14 protein-coding genes and 1 pseudogene are annotated in these 24,174 nt (G+C 38.9%); 10 read left to right on the top strand and 5 right to left on the bottom strand.

What is annotated here, in order from left to right; all coding sequences use genetic code 11:
* Window positions 1-87: 87 nt before the first annotated feature.
* From HYU69_00545 to HYU69_00535, 3 genes and pseudogenes are all read right to left on the bottom strand, one after another.
* Window positions 88-858 carry a TSUP family transporter gene (locus HYU69_00545; protein MBI2268824.1) on the bottom strand — a complete coding sequence of 257 codons (771 nt, stop codon included), beginning with the start codon at window positions 856-858 and terminating at the stop codon, window positions 88-90.
* 2 nt (window positions 859-860) lie between these two features.
* A complete protein-coding gene (locus HYU69_00540) occupies window positions 861-2,390 on the bottom strand; it encodes a glycosyltransferase family 39 protein (protein ID MBI2268823.1) in 1,530 nt (509 codons plus the stop codon).
* Between the two features lie 190 nt (window positions 2,391-2,580).
* A pseudogene (locus HYU69_00535) lies at window positions 2,581-4,874 on the bottom strand (UvrD-helicase domain-containing protein).
* Between the two features lie 277 nt (window positions 4,875-5,151).
* Between HYU69_00535 and HYU69_00530 the strand changes: the two are divergent.
* Window positions 5,152-8,172, top strand: coding sequence for a hypothetical protein (locus tag HYU69_00530; GenBank protein ID MBI2268822.1), 3,021 nt, complete (start codon window positions 5,152-5,154; stop codon window positions 8,170-8,172).
* 63 nt (window positions 8,173-8,235) lie between these two features.
* Here HYU69_00530 and HYU69_00525 read toward each other — a convergent pair whose 3' ends face one another.
* The gene (locus HYU69_00525; GenBank protein MBI2268821.1) at window positions 8,236-9,744 is read right to left on the bottom strand and encodes a hypothetical protein; all 1,509 of its coding nucleotides are present in this window, start codon (window positions 9,742-9,744) and stop codon (window positions 8,236-8,238) included.
* A 265-nt stretch (window positions 9,745-10,009) separates the two neighbouring features.
* Here HYU69_00525 and HYU69_00520 point away from each other — a divergent pair, with 265 nt between their 5' ends.
* Genes HYU69_00520 through HYU69_00510 form a run of 3 tightly spaced genes read left to right on the top strand, consistent with a single transcriptional unit; the run spans window position 10,010 to window position 14,937 of the window.
* On the top strand, window positions 10,010-11,722 hold the full coding sequence (locus HYU69_00520) for a hypothetical protein (protein MBI2268820.1): 1,713 nt from the start codon (window positions 10,010-10,012) through the stop codon (window positions 11,720-11,722).
* 5 nt (window positions 11,723-11,727) lie between these two features.
* A complete protein-coding gene (locus HYU69_00515) occupies window positions 11,728-11,874 on the top strand; it encodes a T9SS type A sorting domain-containing protein (GenBank protein ID MBI2268819.1) in 147 nt (48 codons plus the stop codon).
* 3 nt (window positions 11,875-11,877) lie between these two features.
* The gene (locus HYU69_00510) at window positions 11,878-14,937 is read left to right on the top strand and encodes an SBBP repeat-containing protein (protein MBI2268818.1); all 3,060 of its coding nucleotides are present in this window, start codon (window positions 11,878-11,880) and stop codon (window positions 14,935-14,937) included.
* 8 nt (window positions 14,938-14,945) lie between these two features.
* Here the strand turns inward: HYU69_00510 and HYU69_00505 are convergent, their stop codons facing one another.
* On the bottom strand, window positions 14,946-16,502 hold the full coding sequence (locus tag HYU69_00505) for a hypothetical protein (GenBank protein MBI2268817.1): 1,557 nt from the start codon (window positions 16,500-16,502) through the stop codon (window positions 14,946-14,948).
* Between the two features lie 190 nt (window positions 16,503-16,692).
* Between HYU69_00505 and HYU69_00500 the strand changes: the two genes are divergently transcribed.
* From HYU69_00500 to HYU69_00475, 6 genes are read left to right on the top strand one after another with little or no spacing between them, the layout of a single operon-like run.
* Window positions 16,693-17,313: a hypothetical protein gene (locus HYU69_00500; protein ID MBI2268816.1), complete on the top strand. Its 621-nt coding sequence runs from the start codon at window positions 16,693-16,695 to the stop codon at window positions 17,311-17,313.
* Window positions 17,314-17,354: 41 nt separating this feature from the next.
* On the top strand, window positions 17,355-18,461 hold the full coding sequence (locus HYU69_00495; protein MBI2268815.1) for a hypothetical protein: 1,107 nt from the start codon (window positions 17,355-17,357) through the stop codon (window positions 18,459-18,461).
* Between the two features lie 13 nt (window positions 18,462-18,474).
* Entirely contained in the window at window positions 18,475-20,226 is a 1,752-nt protein-coding gene (locus HYU69_00490; GenBank protein MBI2268814.1) for an SUMF1/EgtB/PvdO family nonheme iron enzyme, read from the top strand.
* 38 nt (window positions 20,227-20,264) lie between these two features.
* Window positions 20,265-20,936 carry a T9SS type A sorting domain-containing protein gene (locus HYU69_00485; GenBank protein MBI2268813.1) on the top strand — a complete coding sequence of 224 codons (672 nt, stop codon included), beginning with the start codon at window positions 20,265-20,267 and terminating at the stop codon, window positions 20,934-20,936.
* A gap of 52 nt (window positions 20,937-20,988) precedes the next feature.
* Entirely contained in the window at window positions 20,989-22,704 is a 1,716-nt protein-coding gene (locus tag HYU69_00480) for an AMP-binding protein (protein MBI2268812.1), read from the top strand.
* Window positions 22,695-23,849: an SDR family oxidoreductase gene (locus HYU69_00475; GenBank protein MBI2268811.1), complete on the top strand. Its 1,155-nt coding sequence runs from the start codon at window positions 22,695-22,697 to the stop codon at window positions 23,847-23,849. The genes HYU69_00480 and HYU69_00475 overlap by 10 nt, the downstream gene beginning before the upstream one ends.
* The last annotated feature ends 325 nt before the right edge of the window (window positions 23,850-24,174 follow it).

Below are 24,174 nucleotides of genomic sequence, written 5' to 3'. Positions count from 1 at the left end.
GGAGAAAGTAATACCGATGGTATAAATGGACTTAGTTCCGTTCCATAAAGGTTTTCCTTTTTTAAGATTGTAGTGATTTTTATTTGTTTATCGTTGTGTTTCCCCGAAGAAAATATCATACCCGAATTTGATTATCATTCCTGTAACAATTACCAGGAAAAGAACACGTACAAACCCGCTCCCTTTTTTAAGGGCCATGCGTGCACCGATCCACGATCCGGCCATGTTGCTTAAGGCTATTGGAATAGCAATATCATAACGGACCTGCCCCATATATATAAAAAAGACAAGCGCTGAAATGTTGGTGGCGCAATTCACCAGCTTGGCAGAAGCGGATCCAATAAGAAAATTAAATCCGAACACACTAATGAATATCATGATCAGGAAACTGCCTGTACCAGGGCCAAAGAACCCGTCGTAAAAACCAAGTGCCGCACCGGTGAGTAATGAATACAGAAGTGTTTTGTTTTTGTCCAGCTTTGGAACGTGATGCAGGCCGAACTCTTTTTTGGTAAATGTATAAATGGCGACTGCAATAAGCAGGCTCAGCACTATGGGTTTGATAACTTCTTTGTTGATCAGGCTTACAACGCTTGCCCCCAGGATGGAAAAAATAAAAGCCGTTATAAGTGCCGGCATCACCGCATCCCATGGGATGCGTGTGTTTTTTGCATAACGGAACGCGGCAACAGATGTGCCTGAAAAGGCTGCAAATTTATTGCTTCCATATACAGTTGCAACAGACAGCTGGGGAAAGAAAATAAAAAACGCGGGCATTTGTATGAGTCCGCCGCCTCCGACTACTGAGTCAATAAAGCCCGCGATGAAAGCGAAAATGGTTAAGAAAATGAGGTCCATTATCAACGAATTGTATCGGGCAGCACTTTTTCTATTTTATATATGGTGCTGGTATTGTTTTCATTGTTTGGGTTTAACCAATGAAGCAATCTGTCCATTGAACCCGGTTCTACAGTAGTTTCGTATTTAAGCGTTGCATAATTTTTCCGGAAATCAGCCACACGTTTATCAAGGTTCTCGGCCTGCATAAAAATCACATAATTGGGCCGTTTAGGAACAGGCACGGTGCGCAAATTAAATTTAAGTGTGTCATGTGTTAATATTTGCGTTACTCCATAAGGAGATATCCATTTTTTCAGATAAAACAAAGGAGGCATCATCCAGTCATTACGATTACTGTCCTCAATGATCAGGTTCTTTACATCGCCCTTTGTTTGCAGGTATAACATCGCCTCTACGCGATTGCGCTTGGAGTAAGAGCAGGTAATGAATAACAGGGATAATATGTTCAATGCCCAAAAAAATATCCAACAGCCTCGCAATAATTTTTGCCGCTTTTGCCAAAAGCCTGACTTATCAATAAATTCATTCCATCCGATAATGCCAAGCATAATGATGAACGGGACGATCGGAAATATAAAGCGCTCTTGTTTATTGGGAAAGTAGGAATGAAAGGCGAGGAAAAGGAATGCAGGCAGAAAGAGCAGTAAATTTTTTCTCCAGAGTTTGAAATAACCAATTAGCAGAAACAGGCTTACCGGCGGAATTAGGATCCCTCCTAATGTAAGGAAGTAATTGTACCAGGGCTGCGTACTGTATGCATAAGGGCTGTGCATATTGTAATTAACGTACTCAAAAAACTCAGCGAAGGGTCGTCCCCAGGTATTGTAGTCAATAAGGCCCTGTATCAATGCCATACAGGAAAAAGCGCCCAGCCCAAACAGAATAGCTGGTTTAAATTGTTTTTTTATCAACAGGTATAATCCGAATCCGCCGACAAAAAACAGGGATTGAAAACGAATTGAAAAAGCAAGGCCCGCAATTAATCCGGCATATAAAAAAGTGGTTTGTTTGTTGTTTGATTCAGCTATAATGATGAGCCAGGTTGCGTATAATAAAAAGGGAACACAAACCACTTCCACGAGGTTGCGTACACTAAGCATCGGCATGAACCAATAAATGGCAAGTAACAAGCCCGCAGTGCGCGCATTTTTTTTGTCGGAATAATGTTCGGTTATTTTATAACCAAGTATGATAGTGATCACCGAAAATACGGCATGCAGAAAACGTATAACATACATTTTAGCGTCAGGATCAGTAAAGCCGATAAGGTTAAATAAGCGGAATAGAAAATAATGTAATCCTACATAAAAAAAACTATGACCGCTTGGCTGAGTGGCGCCGGAGCCGGGGAGCCAATAATTGTAGTCGGAACCATCGGCCCAGGATTGAGCGGCTTCAATGATCAGGAAATGATCGTCGTGCATGCCGAATCCTTTTGAGAAGATAACGGCTAATGCCCTGAAGAAAAGTCCGGCAAAAATGATAAGTTTCAGCGGTTTTTCTTCCCAAAGTTGTTTTAATTGTATCATTTTATTCTTAAGTAATCCCACACTTTCAGAAAAACCTCCCTTAATTTATTTCCTTTCAAATTTATTCTACAATAATTTTACACCTTCGGTGTTTTTGATCGAAATCAATATATTCGATTGAAAATCACACATATTTGTGTCCACACGATAGCTGCCGGCAGGCTGGGATGAGACAAGGGTAGCCTGACGCTTACACAATTTTCAACTTCGCAAACCTTAGCAACAATTGTTTTTGTCCGACAACAGGGAACAAAACCGTTGCCTTGTTATTCGGAAACACTCCTTCCATACTTATTACTTTTCCTGTTCCAAAGCGTTCGTGATGCACTTCCATGCCGGCTTGCAGGTCTTTTAAATTTTCGGGATCGTTATTGCTGCCGGTTGATCGTGAAGCAGCATTTAGTTTAACAAGATTTTTAGGTGGGGATGCTTTTGTTGTTGTAACCTGCTGTGTTTTTTGTTTTCTGACAAATGGTTTAGTCTGAATGCCCCAGGTTTCTTCATGTTCCCTGCTTTGTGGGGCAGGCATTTCACGGTGTTCTTCTGCGAGTTCATCAATAAAACGGCTTGGTTCACAATTTATTAAATTACCCCAGCGATAGCGTGTAACAGCATAACTTAAAGTAACCTGTTTTTCGGCGCGGGTTAAGGCTACATAAAATAGCCGTCTCTCTTCTTCCAACTCCTCGCGCGAGTTAAGAGCCATTTGTGAGGGAAATAAATTCTCTTCCAGGCCCACAATATAAACATAAGGGAATTCAAGGCCTTTGGCCGCATGTATGGTCATCAGCGAAACCCGGTTACGGTCTTCTTCTCCTTCTGTTTTTTTATCCGCATCGGTAAGTAACGCGATGTCCTGCATGAATAGGTCAAGAGATTTGAGATTTGAGATTTGAGATTTGAGACCAGTATTTTCATCGGTTGTGTTTTCTGCTTCCTGCTTCCTGCTTCCTGCCACTTCTTCTAACTCCTGTCTCCTGTCTCCTGTCTCATCTTTTTCTTCGAACTTCGGACTTCGGACTTCGGACTTATCCCCTTCCTCGTCCCCCGCCTCTTGTCCCTCGCCACTTTCTTCAACAAACTCCTTCAACCCATTGAGCAGTTCCTGTATATTTTCATAACCATAACGCCAAAACTTTTTATCATGGCGGCAAAGTCGCTGATTTTACTTGCTGTTCCGGCATTAATGTCCAACTTGAAATCAATAATATTGTCAATGGCTGTCCAGATACTTACATCATTATCTGAAGCGGCGACTATCAGTTTATCTATGGTTGTTTGTCCGATGCCACGTGCAGGGAAGTTGATAATTCGCTTGAGTGATTCTTCATCGTGCGGGTTGATCGCTAAACGGAAGTATGCCAGCAGATCCTTGATTTCTTTGCGATGATAAAATGATAAGCCTCCGTAAATGCGATAGGGGATATTCAGTTTGCGTAAAGCTTCTTCCATAGCACGCGATTGTGCGTTGGTGCGGTACAGTATGGCAAACGCGTCGTTTCTGGCCTGTTTATTCGCCCGTGTTTCAAAAATCGAAGAGGCCACATTTATGCCCTCTTCGTTGTCAGTCAGTGCGCGTGTAACTTTTATCTTTTCACCGGGATCGTTTTCTGTCCATACTTTTTTATCCAGCTGTTCCTTATTGTTCGCGATAACACTGTTTGCCGCACCGACAATGGTTTTTGTTGAACGGTAGTTTTGTTCCAGTTTAAATGTCTTCAGGTCAGGGTAATCTTTTTCAAAATTCAGAATATTCTGAATGTTCGCGCCGCGGAACGCGTAAATGCTTTGCGCGTCGTCACCAACCACACAAATATTTTCAAAACGTGCGGCCAGCTGTTTAACAATAACGTATTGAGAAAAGTTAGTATCCTGGTACTCGTCAACTAAAATATATTTGAACTTTTCCTGGTATTTGTGAAGTACATCAGGAAAGTCACGCAGCAGTACGTTTGTTTTAAAAAGAAGATCGTCAAAATCCATAGCCCCTGCTTTAAAGCAACGGTTGCTGTATTTGCTGTATATCTCTCCTATCCGTGGCTTGGCGCTCATCCTGTCTTCTTCAGTAATGCGGTCGTTGAGGTTATATGCCTGGGCCGATATCAGCATGTTTTTAGCCGCCGAAATACGATTGTATACCAGGGAGGGTTTATAGATCTTTTCATCCAGTCCGAGTTCTTTGGTAATATCCTTCAGCAGACCTTTGGAATCCTCTGTGTCGTAGATGGTGAAATTTTTGGGGTATCCTATTTTGTCCGCTTCAACGCGTAATATTTTCGCGAAAACCGAATGGAAGGTGCCCATCCATAAATTACGGGCATTGTTACCGGTAATCTTTGCAATTCGCTCCTTCATTTCACGCGCGGCCTTGTTAGTGAATGTGAGAGCAAGTATGTTGAAAGGGTCAATTCCTTTCTCTATGAGGTGTGCCACACGATAGGTAAGAACACGTGTTTTCCCTGAACCTGCTCCTGCAATGATCATAACGGGGCCTTCAGTGCATTCAACAGCTTGCCGCTGCACCGGGTTTAATTCATCGAGGTAGTTTTTTTTTGTCATGCAAAAATAGTGCGATGCGTAGCAATCATTAATAGTTTTCAAAAATAACTCTTTTGTTCATTGTTGTCAGTTTTGTTGATAAAATAGTTATGAAATTGATTACCTAGAAGTCAAGGGCAAATGTATGTCCATATAATGTGGAGATTTTATGTGTATTTTTAAGTTAATTTGCTAAGCAATATAGCATCATCAGCGGTCTTAAATGAGGCAAAGTTTTATCATTACAGTCGTTTTTATATCGGGAAATTTATTTGCCGCAGGTAATTTTGAGAAGTCTGCGCGAACTACTACTGCTCATCCGGGCGGTCATGAGGCTGAGCGGGGAAATGGGTTGTGCTTTACAAAAAATAATGGACAGATAATTGATATGGGTGGTAATCTTTGCCCCGAAGTGCTGTACAAAGGGAATGCAGGCGAAGCACAGATATATCTGCGTAAAACCGGTCTCAGTTATGTGCTGGGTGATTTGGGAGAGATAATGCATGAAGCTGACGAACGGGAGGAAGAGATAGAAAGAAACAATAGAAATGATGAGCAAAATAACCAGGCTGCCGTCAGGAATGTAAAACAAGAACGTATAGCAAACCAAAAGCTGAACTTCCATCGTGTGGATGTTGACTTTATAAACTGTAACCGGGACCCGGAGATATATGAGAGAGATCAGTTGGAGGGTTATTCTAATTATTATTATCCACATTGTCCGCAGGGAATACTGAAAGTGAATTCATATAATGAAGTGATTATAAAGAATATTTATAACAATATAGATTTGAAATATTACGGGGCAAAAGGGCAGGCTTGCCAGCCGGAGGGCACCCCGGCTCGCAGGCAGGGGTTAAAATATGATATAATAGTAAAACCGGGAGGAAATCCGGATCAGATAAAGTTAAAGTATAGCGGAGCGGATGAGGTGGAAATAAAAGATGGAGAATTAAGAATTAAAAACTCCATTGCAGAAATGACGGAAGTATTGCCAAAGGTTTATCAAAATATAAATGGGAAAATTATTGATGTAAAAACGGAATACAGGCTTGAGTATTTATCAAACAATGAGGTGATCGTTCATTTTTTATTTTCAATTTTTAATTCTTCATTTCCTTTGGTGGTTGACCCCTGGATCACTTATTACGGTGGCAGTGATGTTGAGCAAGGGCAGGGCATAGACACGGATAATAATGGGAATATAGTGATTACGGGGGCAACGTCTTCATTCGATTTTCCCGTAACTGCCGGGGCGTTTCAAGTAGTTCAAAAGTCATTTTCTAATGCCTTTGTGGTAAAGTTTAATAATGCAGGTAACCGTTTATGGGCCACCTATTATGGAGGAACATTTGGTGAAGAAGGCAGAGGTATTTGTGTTGATAAAAGCGGGAGCAATGAAATATCCATTACAGGTATTACTTACTCGACTGATTTTCCGGTAACGGCCGGGGCGTTCCAGGGTGTTTCCGGTGGTGGTACTTCGGATGCATTTGTGGTAAAATTTAACCCTGCAGGAGCCCGTTTATGGGCGACTTTTTATGGAGGTAGTTCAGGAGATTATGGGGTTGGGGTAGTTGCTGATATAGGTGGAAATATAGCTATAACAGGCTGTACAGAATCGACAAATTTTCCTGTTACGGGAGGAGCATTTCAGCTGACAAAGGCCGGACTGTGGGATGCTTTTGTTGTGAAATTTAATTCTGCCGGCAACCGCTTATGGGCCACCTATTATGGAGGAACTGCCGATGAATATATGTATAATGCGATAAGCACAGATAGCAGTGGGAATTTCATAATAACGGGACAAACAAAGTCGGCAAATTTTCCTGTATCAGCAGGGGCGTTTCAGTTAGCGCTTAACGGAATAAAGGAAGATGCGTATATAGTCAAATTTAATCCGGCAGGCGGACGCTTATGGGCCACTTATTATGGAGGCAGCGATTTTGACTTTGGTCAAAGTGTAACAACTGACAATATCGGGAATGTTATAGTTTCCGGATTGACCTATTCTCCTGATCTTCCTGTAACGGCAGGTGCGTTTCAAATCATTCGGAAAGGAGCGTCAGATGCCTTTATAATAAAATTTGATCCGGCCGGGAATCGTTTATGGTCGACTTATTATGGAGGTACTGCCGGCAGGGAAGAGGGTAATGGCGTAATTACGGATGGCAATAATGACATTTATCTGGGAGGAGATACATATTCATCTGATATGCCAATCGGCACCTGTGCATTCCAGTCTGTTTTCGGCGGGAAGGAAGATCTGTTCTTTGCTCATTTCGACCCTAACGGGCAATTTATTTGTTCAACCTATGTCGGGGGAAATTCTGTGCAGGATGATGAAACATTACCCGGTAATTGTATAGCCATATATAAGAACACTGTTTTCTTATTGGGATATGCATTTCCCGTTTTTCCTGTAACTCCGGGCGCATTTCAAACGACAAATGCCGGAAGTTATGATCTTGTGATCGCATCGCTATGTGCTTCCATGTGCGGATCACCAACAGTTGGCACCATAGCATTTACAAACAACAACGGCTTTTGTCCCAATTCAGCGCAAAATTTTAATGGAAGCTATACCACAAGCTGCTCCGGTGCTGTTCCTGTTTATAGCTGGACATTCGCAGGTGGCACACCCAATTTTTCCGCCCAACAAAATCCTTCAGGTATTATATATGCTGTTGCCGGAACCTATGCTGTAAAACTGGTTGTTGATGACGGGTGTAATAAAGATTCGTTAACTGAAAATATTGTTGTTAACAGCTGCGCGTGTTCTTTATCAGCTCAAAGCACTGTTTTAAGTAACCCGGCATGCAGTGTCGGAACAGGTTCTGTATCAGTAACAATAAGTAATGGCAGCGGACCTTATACTTATAGCTGGAGTACAGGAGTGAGTGCCATAAGCACTTTCGCCACATATCAATTCAATGGTATAACTGCCGGTTCTTATACAATTACAGTTACCGATGCAGGCAGCTGTATCTCAACTGTAACAGCTGTAATAATTTCGCCTTCCGCTTTGGCTGGACAATTTGTAAAAGGTACAGCCAACTGTGCAGGTTGTGGCTGCAAGGAGTGGATAATGACCACGGCTACGGGAGGAACAACTCCGTATACTTATACATGGTCGGATGGATATATAAACCGGTATAAAAATCAACTTTGTCCGGGCAATTACACTATAAATATTAAAGACAAAAATGGGTGTGGTATTAATGTTAATCTAACGGTTCCATGAGTTTTTAGTGAATAATAGTGATACATTTTGATGAAAAATAAATTAGTAAAAACAAAAATCAAGTTAATTTATTCGGGCTTTAAACTGTTTTGTATATTTTGCCAACGCGTCCGGATGAAATTTTTCATAAACAAATTCTTTGTATTTTCTATTAGTCATTTCTGCCTCTGCCCAATCAGAAAAATTGAAATTATAAAAATACGTTGCAAGCATTATTTTTTGCTTTTCAAGTTTTTCGAGGGCTAATTTAAATGTCAAAAAATGTGATCGCCTTTCATCCTCTTTAGTAATCAAAATAATATTAGTGAAGAATGAAAGGAATAGTCTTTCCATTTTATCCATGCCCTCATTGCTGTTGAAAGATCGTACTGCGTTTTTTAAGAATGATTCAAGATAATCAAAATTACGAAGTTTGTAATGCGTAATCATATAAAGTAAGCGTGCCGTTTTATGTAAATCTTTACGAATATTTTTTCTTGATCCGGATAGGAAATGATTCAAAAACCTAAGTGCTGTTTTGTATTCCTCAAACGCAAAATAGTAAATAAACAAGTGTAAATTAAATACCATCCGATATACCTCACTCAGTTTTTTGTTTTCAAGCAACTTGTTTGCCTCATTCACTAATGGCAGGGAATTCTCAAATTCTCCGGTATGCTTATGCAAACTCATTTCAGCACTAACCAGGCGTTCGCGCACACGTATTCGACCTTCTACAGAGCGCATTTTCAATAGTTTCATTTTCTCTATGTTAAGAAGAACTCTCTTGAAATCATTACGCCCCAATAAAACAACATTAAGATTGTTTAGCATAGAAATGTATAAATTACAATAATCTCCGATCAGATGCGGGTTTTTGTCAAATAACATATCCAGCTTCATCAAATGTTTGAAAGTTTTTTCAGATTTATTTACGGAGAATAAATAGCCGCTCCAGACGTGGTGATATAATATTTTAGCATGTATGGAAAGTAAATCTCCTTCTTTTATTTGACTCGGTGACTTGAAAATGGTTTTTTGTTCTAGTTCTGTCACCCATTCTGTTTTCAATTGGACGAAATTATTATACGCAATTTTTTGCAGGTAAAATATCTGTTCTTGCTGTTCCCATAATTTTTGCTTCATTCTATAGTACTTCTCTGCCTTTTCTTTTATTTTTTTGATTTGCAGTTGTCCTTGAAGTGCTCGTAATTCAATATCCAAAAGTTCAATGGTCTTAAGCTTAAGTTCGTGTTTGTTAGCAATTGATAAGGCTTTAAGAGTAATATTTTCACATTGATCGAATAATTCTTTATCAAGTAAAAGATTAGCCTGTTGTATTTTATCTGCCAACAACATGTCTGTAGAGGTTTCAAAGTGAAAATTTTTGAGTGTGCGTAAAATCAAATGATATAGATAAAGCTTAGTCACGGCAAAATTCTTCTTCAAAGAATAATTTACCAAATCTCTTTTGATGGCTTTTTCATCATATTCTATTTGAGCAGCGATCATATCAAAGAGTGTAAGATAATTGCTGCTATCCCCAATTGCATTTTTCCTTAATGACAGTTTTATATATCTCTTTTCCGACATATTTAGAGATTTTATTAATGTAAACAGATAATTTTTTTTCAAAACAGAGAATTAATATTTTTATTAAAATTAATGCTTTTATTGATTGAAAATGCATATAATGTTAAAATCAGAAAATTAATAATTCATAGAAAGATGTTTTGTAGAATATTATATGTAGGGATATATTGCATGTTATATCATTTCAGTGAATCCTTTGATTCACATTATTGAATTTTAAAATATAATGACATCCCAAAAATCACATTTGACGTTACTTTTAATTATGTTTCTTTCTTTTCTGTTACTTTCCTGTTGTTTTTCCGCTAACCGATACTGGGTATCAGTGGGAGCCTCCAGCTGGAACAATACAGCTAACTGGTCTGCCAGTTCAAATGGAGCGGGAGGTGCATCGGTTCCGGGGTCGGGTGATATTGCTATTTTTGATGGCGGCGCAGGAACCAAAAATGGCAATTGTAGTATTGATGCTGCGGTTAATGTAGCGGGCTTTTCAATAGCCGGATATACCGGCACTGTTTCACAAGGCACGAATACCATTACCGTTGGAAGTTCGAATTTTAGTGTATCAAGTGGTGCGTTTACAGGAGGCTCTTCTGCCATTACTATTAATGTAGGGACGTTTACTTTGTCAGGGGGGAATTTTACTGGTACATCCGGAATTTTTTCTATTGGTGGAACATGGACCACCAGCCCAACGTTATTTACTCATAGTGCCGGCACATTTAATCATAACAATGGTACACTTACCCTTAATCCCGGAAGCTCTCCCTGCGCGACCCGTACATTTACTATTGACCTGTTAACATCTACAAGCTTTTATAACTTTACCATTAATGCTACAGGAACCTGCGGCGCTTTCACCATAATAGCTACTGCTGTAGGTGATACTATTGATGTTTCCAATGATCTTTCTTACACGAATGGAGTATCTAATGCTAAGATTGAAGCAAGGGGCACTGTAACAGTCGGCTCCGGTTTTGATGGGGGTACAGGGGAGTTAATTTTTGCAGGCGGTAATAATCAAAATTTTGATCTGACCGGTGCTGCCGGTCTTTTTGATGGAAATATAACGATCAATAAGACGGGAAACAACATCACTTTGTTATCCGGTTGTTTGTTAAATTATTTTGGTCAAACACTTACGTTTGTTAAAGGTATTCTTATAACCGATCCTATAACCAGTCCTGTCAATATTCTTAAGTTTGGTAGTGGCGTGATGGTATCAGGGGCAAACAATAACAGTTTTATTTCCGGAGCTTGTTCTAAAATAGGAACCGATCCATTTACATTTCCGGTTGGAAAGGGAAGTTATTATCGTCCAATCGCTATTTCTATTTCTAACACGTGTTGTGGAAATGGTCTTGAGTTTATGACTGAATACTATAATGCAGATTCTCACCCTATGTACTCACATTATTCTAAAGTGAGTACAATAGATAACATAAGTCAGTGTGAATATTGGATTTTAAACCGAGATCAAGCGTCCGGGTCTGGCGATGCGACGGTTACTTTATCCTGGAACACAATAGCGCTGCCGTTATGTAATGTAGCTTCATTGACTGACCTTACTGTTGCAAAGTGGGACGGAACAAAGTGGCAGGATTATGGTAATGGCGGCACAACCGGCAGCACCACTTCCGGTACAGTTGTTTCAAGTGCCGCGGTTACAAGTTTTAGTCCATTTGCCCTTGCTTCAATCTCACAGGTAAATTGGCTTCCAATTGAATTACTTGGATTTACCGCGGTATCTGAAAAGTCATTTGTAAAACTCAACTGGTCAACAGCCACAGAAACTAATAATGATTATTTTACCGTTGAGCGTTCGGGGAATGGTTCAAATTACGACTTAGTGCAAACAATAAAGGGCGCCGGTAACAATACAACAAAATTGGAATATGAATTAATTGATTCGAAGCCGCTAAAAGGAATAAATTACTACCGGCTGAAGCAAACTGACTATGATGGAAAACATAATTAGCGGAGATTTTATCAAAAATAATTGTATTAGAGAAACATAGTGAAAATATTGTAGCGATTGATCCTTCCAATACACTTTCACCCGGTGTTTATATTATTTCCGCAACATCCGATAACTCTATTTATAAACAAAAATTGATCGTCAATAAATAATGCATGGAAATTATAGCGCAATTTAATAAAATAAATATGCCACATCCCGTTAGGGTAAAAACATATTTCTTTAATACAATATTTTTTATTGTAAGCAATTTGCTTGCTTTTGCCGCCAATAATAATAAAACCGGTACGCCCGATTCTAAAGAACAAATCCGGCATTGGATGCAGAATCAATCGGTTAAATTTTTGGAAAACAAAGGCCAAATGACAGACATGGAAGGGAATCCTGTGCCTTTTGTATTGTTTAAAGCAGAAGTACCTGGTCTGGATATGTATATAACCGAAAGGGGAATCACCTATACTTTTCTTCAGGCAGAAGAAAAGGAAGACGAACAAACTGAAAGGGAAAACAAAGTAAAGATGTTTACGGAGAGTGATGAAAATATCATTTTCAAATGGGAGCGGGTGGATATGGAACTGAAAGACGCAAGTATAAAAAAGGAAAATGTCTGTAAAGAAAATCCTTCTACAAGCGACTATAATTATTTCTACGGGCATTGTCCCGAAGGTATTTACGGAGTAAAGCAATTTGACAAAATTGTCATCCGGAAAATTTATCCGGGAATAGACTGGGTATTATATAATTCCAGTGATAAAGGATTTAAGTACGATTTTATTGTTCATCCCGGGGCCGATCCTAACCAGATACAACTTGTTTACTCATCACTAAACCAATTGAAATTAAACAACCATGGTGAAATAAAACTTAAAACCGATAGAGGTACACTAACTGAAAATGCCCCTTATAGTTATATCCAGGAAACCGATCAGGAAGTAGCAAGCAAGTTTCAATTAACAAGTACCAAACAGTGCGATGATTATTACCAAACTACTATTACCTTTTCCTTTATTACTTCATCATTAAATCATCTTTCTACATTAATAATTGATCCGCAATTAACCTGGGGTACACTTATTGGTGGAAACTCAGCAGATGGTATAATGAGTATGGATTGTGATGCAAGTGGAAACATATATGTTGCTGGGTACACGACTTCAACAAACTTTCCAACACAATCATCGGGTAGTGCATATTTCCAAGGAGTATCAGGATCGCCAACTGATGCTTTTATTGTCAACTTTTCGAATTCGGGAATTTTAAATTGGGCAACTTATTACGGAGGGAGTAACTCTGATTATGCAATATCTATAGAAATTGATATTTCAGGAAATATCTATGTTGCCGGATATAGCGCTTCATTCGATTTTCCTGCCCAGGCATGGGGTTCTGCTTATTTTGATAATGTTTTAGGCTCATCAGGAAGTGATGTGTTTATTCTTAGGTTTTCCAATACAGGAGCCAGGGATTGGGCCACTTTATACGGTGGAAATAATTTTGATAATGGATACTCAATAGATAGTGATGTTTTAGGGAACATATATATTACCGGGAGCACCCGATCAATTGATTTTCCTGTACAGTCATGGGGAGGCGCTTATTTTAATTCGGCATTAGGAGGAGCACAGGATGGATTTGTTCTTCGTTTTTCAGCTACCGGTAACTGCGATTGGGCTACCTATTATGGAGGAAGTGGTGCTGACAATGGCTATTCAATAAAAACCAATGCTTCAGGAAATATTTATATAACGGGAATTACAAGTTCAACCGATTTTCCTATCCAGGCCGGAACAGGACCATTCCTTGGCGCCTATTTGGATGCTGTATTTGGAGGAGGAGGATTTGGAGATGCATTTATTCTTAGGTTTTCAAATGCCGGAATTAGGGAATGGGCGACTTTCTATGGAGGAAGTAATAGTGATGAAGGTCATTCCATTACCATAGATGTATCCGGTAATATGTTTTTAATGGGAGTTACAAAATCTTCGGATTTTCCAACTCAAAATGCAGGAACTTATTTTGATGGTGCATTAGGTGGTACACAAGATGTTTTTATTTTAAAATTCGATAATGCCGGCATTCGTCAATGGGCCACCTATTATGGAGGGAGCAACGATGAAATCCGAGCCTTTTATGAAACATTCGACAATATTCAAACGGATAATTGTGGTAATTTATATGTTTCATTTGACACCAGATCTACAGACATTACTACACTAAATCCTGGTTGCGGAACTTATTTTGATGGCATTTTTGGAGCAGGAACAGGGTCTCCTCCTCCATTCGATATATTCATTACAAAATTTACAAGTAATGGGCAGCTATTATGGGCATCATACATCGGAAGCAATGGTGAAGATTTGCGTTATTCTCTTACAATTGATAATGATCGAAATTTATTTCTGGCTGGGGAATTTTTGAATTATACTTCAGGTACAGCGTTACCATTGTTTAATCCCGGAGGATCGGCGTATTTCGATAACACACCGAATGGACTTGACGATTCTTTCATTTTGAAATTTACCCCCGTTTTACCTACTTATACATCTACGCAGGTTAATATATCGTCCTGTGCCTGTGATGGCACCGCAACAGTAACCGTAACAAATTGTGGAGCTCTGCCATTAAATTACATATGGAGTAATGGTAATAATACGATCAACAGTTCAAGTGCTGCAAATACTATAACAAACCTGTGTCCTGGCCCTTATTGGGTAGAAGTAACTGATGCGACATGCAACAGAGATACCATTTATTATAGTCTCACAGGAAGTGCCGGAAGTTTAAACTTAATAAGTAATCAAAATGCCAACTGTTCTGGATTGGGTAGCGCCACTATAACAGCCACAAATGGTACTGCAGCTTATACCTATTTCTGGAATAACGGACAAACCGCGCAAACAGCCACTGGGCTTACTACGGGCAACTATACAGTAACCGTAACTGATTCAAAAGGCTGCACCGCAAGTTCTACCGCTGCAATAATTTCACTACCTGCTTTAACAGGCCAATTTACCAAAGGCACCGCCAGTTGCACCACCTGCGGCTGTAAAGAGTGGATAATGGTAACTGCCGCAGGCGGCACAAGCCCATACACTTATTTATGGCCGGATGGATCTGCCAGGAGATACAAAAATCAGCTGTGCCCGGGTGCTTATACTATAAATATTAAAGATAAAACCGGCTGTAACATAAATATTGATCTTGCAGTACCCTGATGCAATTTTCAATTCTTATTTCTTTTTTTTTCTTTTAAAATCTCTGTGAACATCCTGTTGGTGATTTTTGAATCCAGCCAGCATTTAAAATCAATAAATATTTTTTCAGTTAAATAGGTAAAAGAAAAATTTCTATCATTTAAAAGTAGTTCATTTATTTTGTCCATGTATTTTTGCATCGTTTTTATTCTGCCTGAAAAATCATTGACGATTTCATTAAAGAATGCTATGACTATTTTTTCATACCCCAGTGCGGAATAATGTTTTTCGAAATATCGCTCTGTTCTTTTTAAGTTATAATCTAGAACATCCAGATCATCCGTTTCATAATTTACAAATAACCGGAGAAGCAGCATATTGGCATATGTTTCAGGATAAATTTTGTATAACTCATTGTCATTTAATATTTTGTTAATGGTGGAAGTGCAATTATTCCAGTCTCTTTTCATAAAAAAATAAAAGGATATCATTTCATTGCAAACAACTAATATGTTGTAAGGTAATTTTTTTTCGATCAGATAAAATTGATGAAGGTGGGAATGAAAATCCGGGGACTCAACCCCTCTCCTTGTAATATTTACAGCTGAAATAAGGAAACAAAGAGATTGATAAAGTTCATTGTATAGTTTATGAAGAATATGGCCCTTTCGTATATTAAACTTTCTTCGAAGTAAAACGTAAGATTTAAAGAGGGTATAAAGATCATCAAGAAAATTTGCGTTTATTGCACCTGCGATCAGGTTATAGATTTGTACCATATTACTTCTTTCCCTGGCATTTTGTTGTGTCTGAGAGAAGGGTTCCATATTTTCCTCTTCCTTATTTTTTTTAAGAATTACTTCCATGCTTTTTTTAGCGTAAAAATAACTTTGAGAATAATTTAGTTCGATGTGTCTATAATATGCACTTAAAAATTGATAATAGTGTAATTTCTGATGAAAAGTTGTCAGGTGCTTTTCGTCGGATAAACATTCATCGATGCTTAAGCCGGCCATAAATTCCGGTGCCTGTATTGTCTTATCCGAATGCTCCAAGCAACGGAATAAAATGGAATATTTTTTTTCTAAATACGCCTGATTTAACGCCCGGTAAGACTCCGTATAAAAAGTGTAACTTTTCCTTTGCTCTGCTTTTTCTCCGATAATATTATCCAGTTTAGAATTAATAATGGGCGCATATTCTATCCAACTATTTTCTTTGCATAGATCCAATGCCTGGATCAATTTTTTTTTGGTCGCTTTAATTAATCCTTTTGTGTGAAACTGTTCTGCGATGGTTATTAATTTAAGTAAATAGGTTTTGCTTTTCTTATCGGAATTACCGCAATATATTTTATCCGTGAGGTATTCGAGCAAGTATTTTTTGAGACCCGGATACCATTTGGGGTTTCCTAATTTTTTTTGAATTAAAGCTTCATCAAAAAAATTTTGTTTATCAATAATATCATATAGCAGTACTATTTTTTTATTCTTGTTAGTAAGGGACATTTCTTTCCTGATACGCTTTTTCTCCTGCGTGCTAAGAGATTTTACAAGATCGTGCAATTCGGAAGAGTAGGTTTTCACAGGTGTAATATTTAAATTTTTACCTCTTTACTAACAGCATTAATATATTATTAAATATTTGATAATCAGTCAATTGAAAAATTATTATGCTTTTACTAACAAAATTAATACAAATATATGTTTATGAATCCGGATTCTATTGAAATACTTTTAAATAAAGCAAACAGACAGAAACCTAATCATCAGACACATGAAAACAGAAGAACAAGAAGCACTAATAGCCGCAAACCCTAATGTGCCAAACTACAGAGTTCAGGAGGCGGTAACAACACATCAGTTAGATGTAGTTTATCGGTTACGGTATAAAGTATTTGTTGAGGATGATAAAAAATTTAATAAGGCAAATTTTTCGGATGAAAAGTTAAACGACAAGTTCGATACACATAAAGGAACAGTGAACTTGCTGGCAAGTAATGGTGAAAAATACATCGGAACAATACGTACAACAATCATTGAAAATCCCGGACAGGAATTGCCCTGCGATCAGTATCATGAAGAGTATAAAAAATTACGTTCCAAGCTTCAGGGCAGATTTGCGGGTGTAGGTATGTTGGCCATAAATAAGCCAAATTGCAGCGTAAAACTTTTATATTCCCTGATAAAAGAAGCGCTTAAAGTAGGTAATGATCGCAAGGTAGATTACGCGTTTTTTCCGGTAAATTATAAACTGCAGCCAACAATGGAACGCTTGGGAGCGATACTGGTAGGCGAAATAAAATACAATGAGCATATAGGAAATTACATCGCGCCGATGATGTTAGAGGTGAAAAAAATGGCCCGGCGATTTGGTATTAAAGGGTATTATGAGTAATGCGAAATCAATTCATCTCACAATCTTAACGAAACAATTTTATGCGCCACTGTAAAAAATGTCTGCTGCCGGAATCCGTTCCAGGGTCCAACATAAACGCTGATAATGTGTGTGAATATTGTTTTGCCCCTAAGCAATCACACCTGGCTCCCTGGGATAAAAACAGGGCTCAATTTGAAAATGATCTGGAAGAAACCATCCGAAACAGCAAAGGTAAAGCGGAGTATGATGCTGTTGTTTGTCTTAGCGGAGGGAAAGACAGTCTTTACCTGCTTTATCGTTTAAAGGTGGAGTATGGGCTGAAAATTTTAGCCTTCACAACGGATATAAATATACCTGCTATTGCATGGGATAATATAAAACGAACAATAGCTAAACTTGAAATCGATCATCTGGTTTACCGTCCTAGCGACGCATTCTACAGAAAGCTGTTCAGTTACATTTTGCGGCACCAGGAACAAAGGGGGGCCGTATATTCACTGTCGTATGTTTATGCTCCACTCTTTGAAGGTGATGCGCTTCAATTAGCAACGGATAAAAAAATTCCTTTGGTTTTTGCAGGCTATTCTCCGGGCCAACCTGAACCTGAACGTATGATCTATGAATTTTCCAAAGAGCTTATCGCTGATACAGATTGGACACCTCCACATTTAAAAGCATGCGGAGAATTTACTGAGCAGGAACTTTCCCGCTTTTGGAACCCCCATCGCTATCCAGAGGGTACCATATTTCCAAGATACATTGCGCCCTTCCATGCATGGAACTATAATCAGGAGGAAGTAATGAAAAAGGTTGTTGAGCTCGGCCTTGTTAAAAATTCAAAACACGCGAGTCCGATTTTCAGCAACTATCCGATTCAATGGCTCCTGATGTATTCAGACCTCGCGCATTTCGGGTATAATCCCTATATCCCTGAATTTTCAGCGCTTATACGTGAAGGAAAAGCAAGCCTTACTTATTGGAAGTTTATGGCGCCGTTTGTTGATTTTATGATAAAAAATAAAATTTTTATGGGACAGTTTGTCACTAAATCTATGGAGTGGCTTACCCTTAAACCTGATCAACTAAAGATCACTTTGCCAAAAGGGGCTTATGATCCACCTGTTTCTGTAGTCAATAGTCACACCAGTATGGTTAGTACTAAATAAAAATCCTAACATCATGGAAAGCATATTAACTATTCCGGAGTTTTTAACTGAACAGGTGCAGCGCTTTCCAGCAAAGAAAGTTGCGATGTATAAAAACGCGGAAGTAGCGGTTTGGTGGGATCTTAATTGGACTGCCTATTATGAAAAACTAAAAAGCGCGGCGGAGCTTTTATTATCGTTAAACATTTTATTATCATTTTGGTTTGGTATAACTGTAATACTTATAGTTTCGGTGCCTCAATATTGCTTTTCCAACAATATCAATGTGGCTAATGTACGCTTAACCGGTCAAAATACCATTTCGGATTATACCCACGTGCAGTTTGATATCAGTTGGGACAACTCTTGGCGCACCTCTTCAGGTACCTCTAATTGGGATGCCGCCTGGGTATTTGTAAAATACCGTTTAGAAGGAGAAACCACCTGGAACCACGCTACCTTAAATTGGGCGGATGGCACAGGCAGCGGAGATGGACATACCCCCCCCCCCAACAGCAATATAACCACCAGTAACGACAATGGTGCCAATGGTGCGTATGGCATTTTTATATATCGTAATGCCGATATGGCACAGGGTAGTGTAAGTTATACCGGAACACAACTTCGTTGGAATTACGGTGTAGATGGATTAATAGACGTCGATAAAGTAGAACTATGCGTATTTGCCATAGAAATGGTATATGTGCCGCAAGCAAGTTTTTATGTAGGTAGTGGCGGTACAGAAAGCGGAGCATTTTATACTTACCCCACTACTACCAATCCTTACCAAATAACTAGCGAGGGAGCCATTACCGTAGGTACTACCGCAGGCAACCTCTACTACCCAAATCCATCTACTTCCTCTGGCGACCAAACAGGACCTATCCCTGCAGCATTCCCCAAGGGTTATAACGCCTTTTACTGTATGAAATACGAAATTACACAAGCACAATATGTGGCATTTTTAAACAAATTAACACGCGACCAACAAAATACCAGGACAGCTACTGGCCTTGCCCCCGGAACTACCGCTGTTACAAACAGGTATGTTATGTCCAATAATTCGACTTTGCAATATCGTAATGGAATTCGTTGTGATGCAACAATACATACATCTGATCCTATTACCTTTTATTGCGATCTTGATGGTGATGGCACTGGCGATGAAACTAATGACGGGCAAAGCATTGCCTGCAATTATTTAAGTTGGGCAGACCTTGCCGCTTATTTGGACTGGACAGCTCTGCGCCCTATGACCGAATTGGAATACGAAAAAGCCGCCAGAGGCACACTTGCCACTGTTGCAAATGAATACGCATGGGGCAGCGCATCTGTTACACAAGCAACAGGCATTAGCAATGCCGGCTTAACCAACGAAACTTCCAGTAATGGAGCTGCCAACTGTGATTATGGCTTTCATGCAAGTGTACAAGGACCTATGCGGGTAGGCAATTTCGGGCAAGGAGTAAATACACGAGTAGGTGTAGGAGCAAGTTATTACGGCATTATGGAACTCAGCGGCAACTTGTGGAAACGCTGTGTAACGGTTGGCAATGCCACAGGCAGGGCTTTTACAGGCATCCATGGCAATGGTATAATAAGCGCATCGGGCAATGCCGATGCAAGTAACTGGCCAGGTACCGATGCCATAGGCACTGACATGCGTGGCGGTAATTATAGCACTGCTACAAGTTACCTGCGTGTGTCCGACCGCTACTTCGGAGCTCTCACAAACCTCAGTCGTTCCAACGTTTTCGGTTGTCGTGGTGTTCGTGTGGCGCCTTAGCCGGGGTTGTTTTTATTATTTATCAACCAATTAAAATCATGAGAGTAAATCTATTGTTTTTTGTATTAATGGGATGTTTTTCAAATACCTTTTCCCAAATTTATTCGGTAGGAAACGATGATGGCTTTTCGTTTAGTTGTGTTGGCTCTGTGGGTAGTGAAGTGCCTTTACCAATTGGGTTACTTTCGTTTGAAGCGAAATGCAATAACCGAAAAGTAAATTTAATGTGGGCAACGGCATCAGAAATAAATAACGATTATTTTACCATTGAACGAACTATAGATGGTGTTAACTTTGAAATTATTGGCATCATTGATGGTACTGGCAACAGCAGCCAAACCATGTCTTATACTTTTGCCCATAATGAACCATTGAATGGAACTTCGTACTACCGTTTAAAACAAACCGACTTTAACGGGCAGTATAACTATTTTAATTTAGTGGCGGTTAGTTGCAATAGAATTACAGAATTTACTATTTACCCCACCCCAGGCACAGGAACATTCATTATTGAGGGAGCAGAACAAAATAGTAATGTGATTATTACGGATGTTCTGGGACAAATTATTTTTAAAACTAAAATTATCGGAGAAAAAACAGGGCTTGATTTAAGCAACCAACAAACCGGAATTTATTTTATTCAATTAATCCCGCTATCTATCTGTCCCGAATACATACTTGAGGCAAAAAAAATTATCATCAACAAATAAATTTTTAATAAAAAACAACAGGAAACTAATTCTAAATAAAAATTTCAACATCATGGAAAGCATATTAACTATTCCGGAGTTTTTAACTGAACAGGTGCAGCGCTTTCCAGCAAAGAAAGTTGCAATGTATAAAAACGCGGAAGTAGGGGTTTGGTCGGATCTTAACTGGACTGCCTATTATGAAAAAATAAAAAGCGCGGCGGAACTTTTATTAGCGTTAAACATTAAAACTGAAGATCGGGTAGTAATTATTTTACCGACTTCCATTCAATGGGATTTATTTGAAAAAGCCTGTTTACTGATTGGCGCAACCATTGTCGGTATTGAAACGCATGCCCGGCCCGATTCCATGAATGAAATAATTAAACAGGTATCCCCTCAATTAGTTATTATTGAGGACAAAAAAACAGCTGTAACGCTTCAGGAACAATTTAATATATCAAAAGATGTTTTTTACAATATAGATCAAAATACCTGGGTGGATTTGCCTGTTACCCAAAGAACTGTTTGGCCCATTGTATCAGCAGATACAGTGGCTACCATCATTTTCACCTCCGGGAGTACAGGCAAACAAAAGGGAATTGCATACACACACAGGCAACTTATACAGGCGGCTCAAACGCTTTCTATCGCATTTGCCCAGGAAAATGGACGAACAATTTGCTGGCTGCCATTGGCAAGTCTTTTTCAACGAATGGTTAATCTTTGTGCGCTTATCACGAATGCTTCCATTTACTTTGTTACTAATCCAAAGGACATAATTAATGTTTTACCAACAATTCAACCTACCGTATTAATTGGTGTACCATTATTGTATGAAAAGGTGTACGCCTCGGTAAAACAGAAAATGAATTCCCAACCGTTCTCAATCAGGCTTTTGCTTAACCGGCTTTTAAGGATTAAAAAAAGCAATGTTTTTTACAAACCTGTTTATACCTTATTGTTAAAAAAAATAGCCGCTATTTTCGGTGGAAAGATGCAGTATATGCTTACAGGCTCCGCCCCATGCCGATTAGAGGTATTAACTTTTTTTGAATCCATTGGCATCCCTCTTATAGAAGCTTACGGGATGAGTGAGAATGTGCTTCCAATTGCATTAAATCGACCCAAAGAATATAAATTGGGGAGTGTTGGAAAACCATTGCTTCCTAACCAGGTAAAAATTGCAGCTGACGGAGAAATTTTCATAAAAGGCCCTGGACTCTTTAATGGGTATATTGACAAAGACACAAAAACCCATTTTAGTGATGATGGATTTTTCCCTACAGGAGACCTTGGTTATTTTGATAAACAAGGTTTTTTATTTCTTACCGGAAGAAAAAATGATCTGATCAAAATGTCCACAGGACGCAAGATCTCAATCGGAGCAATTGGTGAGCAGTTAATGGCCAGTCCGTTTTTAAACCAGGTAGTACTGGTTGGCGCAAACAGGCCCTGCCTGGCTTGCCTGGTTACAATTAACAAAGAAAGCAGTAAGGATAAAAATATTCGTACCATTGTAGATGATACCGTTCATTCAATTCAAAAAACTAATTTAAACCGCAGCTCTTACGAAAAAATAAGAGGCGGAATTATTTTAGAAAATAGCTTTTCCATTGAAAAAGCAGAACTTACAGCCGGCTTAAAAATAAGAAGAAAAGCAATTGAGGAAAATTATCAAAGCGAAATCGAGGAGTTATACAAAAAAATAGAACTGTCGCGCGGGAGCTTTGATTACTTTTTCGAAGAACTTAAAAACAAAAAGGGATACTATTTTTTATGTCACTAAAAACTATATTTCTTACAGGGGCCTCTGGAGCCCTGGGCAGCAGCATAGTGCCTTTCCTGATGGAACTTAATCCATCCAGGGTTTATCTTTTGCTGCGTGCTGAATCTGACGAAAAGTTGGCAGAACGTTTCAATGACCTGTTAGCGTATTGGGATTTCAATGCAGATGTACCAACACTAATTCCGGTCCGTGGCGATATTACTGAAGATGGGTTTGGCATAAATCCAACTATATTTAAAGAGATCATTCATTCTATAACACATATTATTCATTGTGCGGCCACTGTTAAAATGAATATGACGGAGGAGCAGGCGCACCGCTCAAGCGTACGTTCCACAGAAAATTTATTGCAGCTGGCTGATTTATGTTTACAAAATGGCACACTTGAAAAAATCGAATATATAAGCACGGTAGGTATTGCCGGTAAAATGCCGGGCAGCATCCCTGAAACGCCGCTTATTACGCCAAGAGCCTTTCATAATACTTATGAGTCGTCAAAAACAAAAGCGGAAGAACTGGTTTTACAAAAAATAAATATAGGCTGGCCGATAACTATTCACAGGCCGAGCATGGTGGTTGGCGATTCTATTACAGGAAAAACTATTCATTTCCAGATTTTTTATCACTTAACAGATTTTTTAACAGGGAAATATACCGCAGGCTTTCTTCCCCAAATAAAAAATGTAAAACTGGATACTGTGCCTTCTGATTATGTGGCTAAAGTTATTGTCTGGTCAACGCAGCAAACGTCCACGATTGGAAAAATACTTCACCTTACTTCGGGGCCCGGGCAATCCATCGAAATTCAGGAACTTGCAAAAAAAGTTCAGGAGTTTTACAAAAGCAAGAACTACGCTATCCCAACTACCAGGTTGGTTCCATTAAGGCTTTTTAAATTTCTGCTGTTCATTTTTAGTATATTTTCTAACATAAAGAATAAAAAAAAGTTACAAAATCTGTCTATGTTTTTAGAGTTTATAGCAGATAAACAGGTTTTTGAAAATAAAAAAACGAGACGTATATTAGATATTGTCGGGGTTCCGTTGCCTAAGGCGGATACTTATTTGGGAAATGTGCTTGATTTTTATCATGTAAAAAAACAGCCGGATCATATTCACACAATAAAAAATGTTAAATTGAAATAGTTATTTCATAAGGAACATGTAACAATCTGGATCATACAACATGGCAATGTAAAAGAAAGCACACCGATAAGTTTTTATGAAAATGAAAATTATTTATGACCATGAAGATAGAAAGATGCCTTTACCATAAGAAATTTTTTAAAATTCATTTGGCAATTGTCTTCCTTTACTTTTCTCCTTTTTTTCTGAGAATTAATGATGAAGTATATGCACAGGGTGAAGCAAACTGGTGGTATTTTGGGCAGAATGCGGGTTTGCATTTTAATTTTGGGCCTCCCGTTGCAGTTACTGATGGTCAAATGTTTGCATCAGAAGGGTGTGCCTC

This window comes from Bacteroidota bacterium, from assembly GCA_016183775.1.
GTDB lineage: Bacteria > Bacteroidota > Bacteroidia > JABDFU01 > JABDFU01 > JABDFU01.
The sequence above is the reverse complement of the archived record's forward strand: the minus strand, read 5'-3'. Positions and strand labels throughout refer to the sequence as shown.

Bases quoted from the DNA above. Each gene is read 5' to 3' on its own strand.
- HYU69_00545 (MBI2268824.1), bottom strand. From the start codon at position 858: ATGGACCTCATTTTCTTAACCATTTTCGCTTTCATCGCGGGCTTTATT.
- HYU69_00540 (MBI2268823.1), bottom strand. From the start codon at position 2,390: ATGATACAATTAAAACAACTTTGGGAAGAAAAACCGCTGAAACTTATC.
- HYU69_00530 (MBI2268822.1), top strand. From the start codon at position 5,152: ATGAGGCAAAGTTTTATCATTACAGTCGTTTTTATATCGGGAAATTTA.
- HYU69_00525 (MBI2268821.1), bottom strand. From the start codon at position 9,744: ATGTCGGAAAAGAGATATATAAAACTGTCATTAAGGAAAAATGCAATT.
- HYU69_00520 (MBI2268820.1), top strand. From the start codon at position 10,010: ATGTTTCTTTCTTTTCTGTTACTTTCCTGTTGTTTTTCCGCTAACCGA.
- HYU69_00510 (MBI2268818.1), top strand. From the start codon at position 11,878: ATGGAAATTATAGCGCAATTTAATAAAATAAATATGCCACATCCCGTT.
- HYU69_00500 (MBI2268816.1), top strand. From the start codon at position 16,693: ATGAAAACAGAAGAACAAGAAGCACTAATAGCCGCAAACCCTAATGTG.
- HYU69_00495 (MBI2268815.1), top strand. From the start codon at position 17,355: ATGCGCCACTGTAAAAAATGTCTGCTGCCGGAATCCGTTCCAGGGTCC.
- HYU69_00490 (MBI2268814.1), top strand. From the start codon at position 18,475: ATGGAAAGCATATTAACTATTCCGGAGTTTTTAACTGAACAGGTGCAG.
- HYU69_00485 (MBI2268813.1), top strand. From the start codon at position 20,265: ATGAGAGTAAATCTATTGTTTTTTGTATTAATGGGATGTTTTTCAAAT.
- HYU69_00480 (MBI2268812.1), top strand. From the start codon at position 20,989: ATGGAAAGCATATTAACTATTCCGGAGTTTTTAACTGAACAGGTGCAG.
- HYU69_00475 (MBI2268811.1), top strand. From the start codon at position 22,695: ATGTCACTAAAAACTATATTTCTTACAGGGGCCTCTGGAGCCCTGGGC.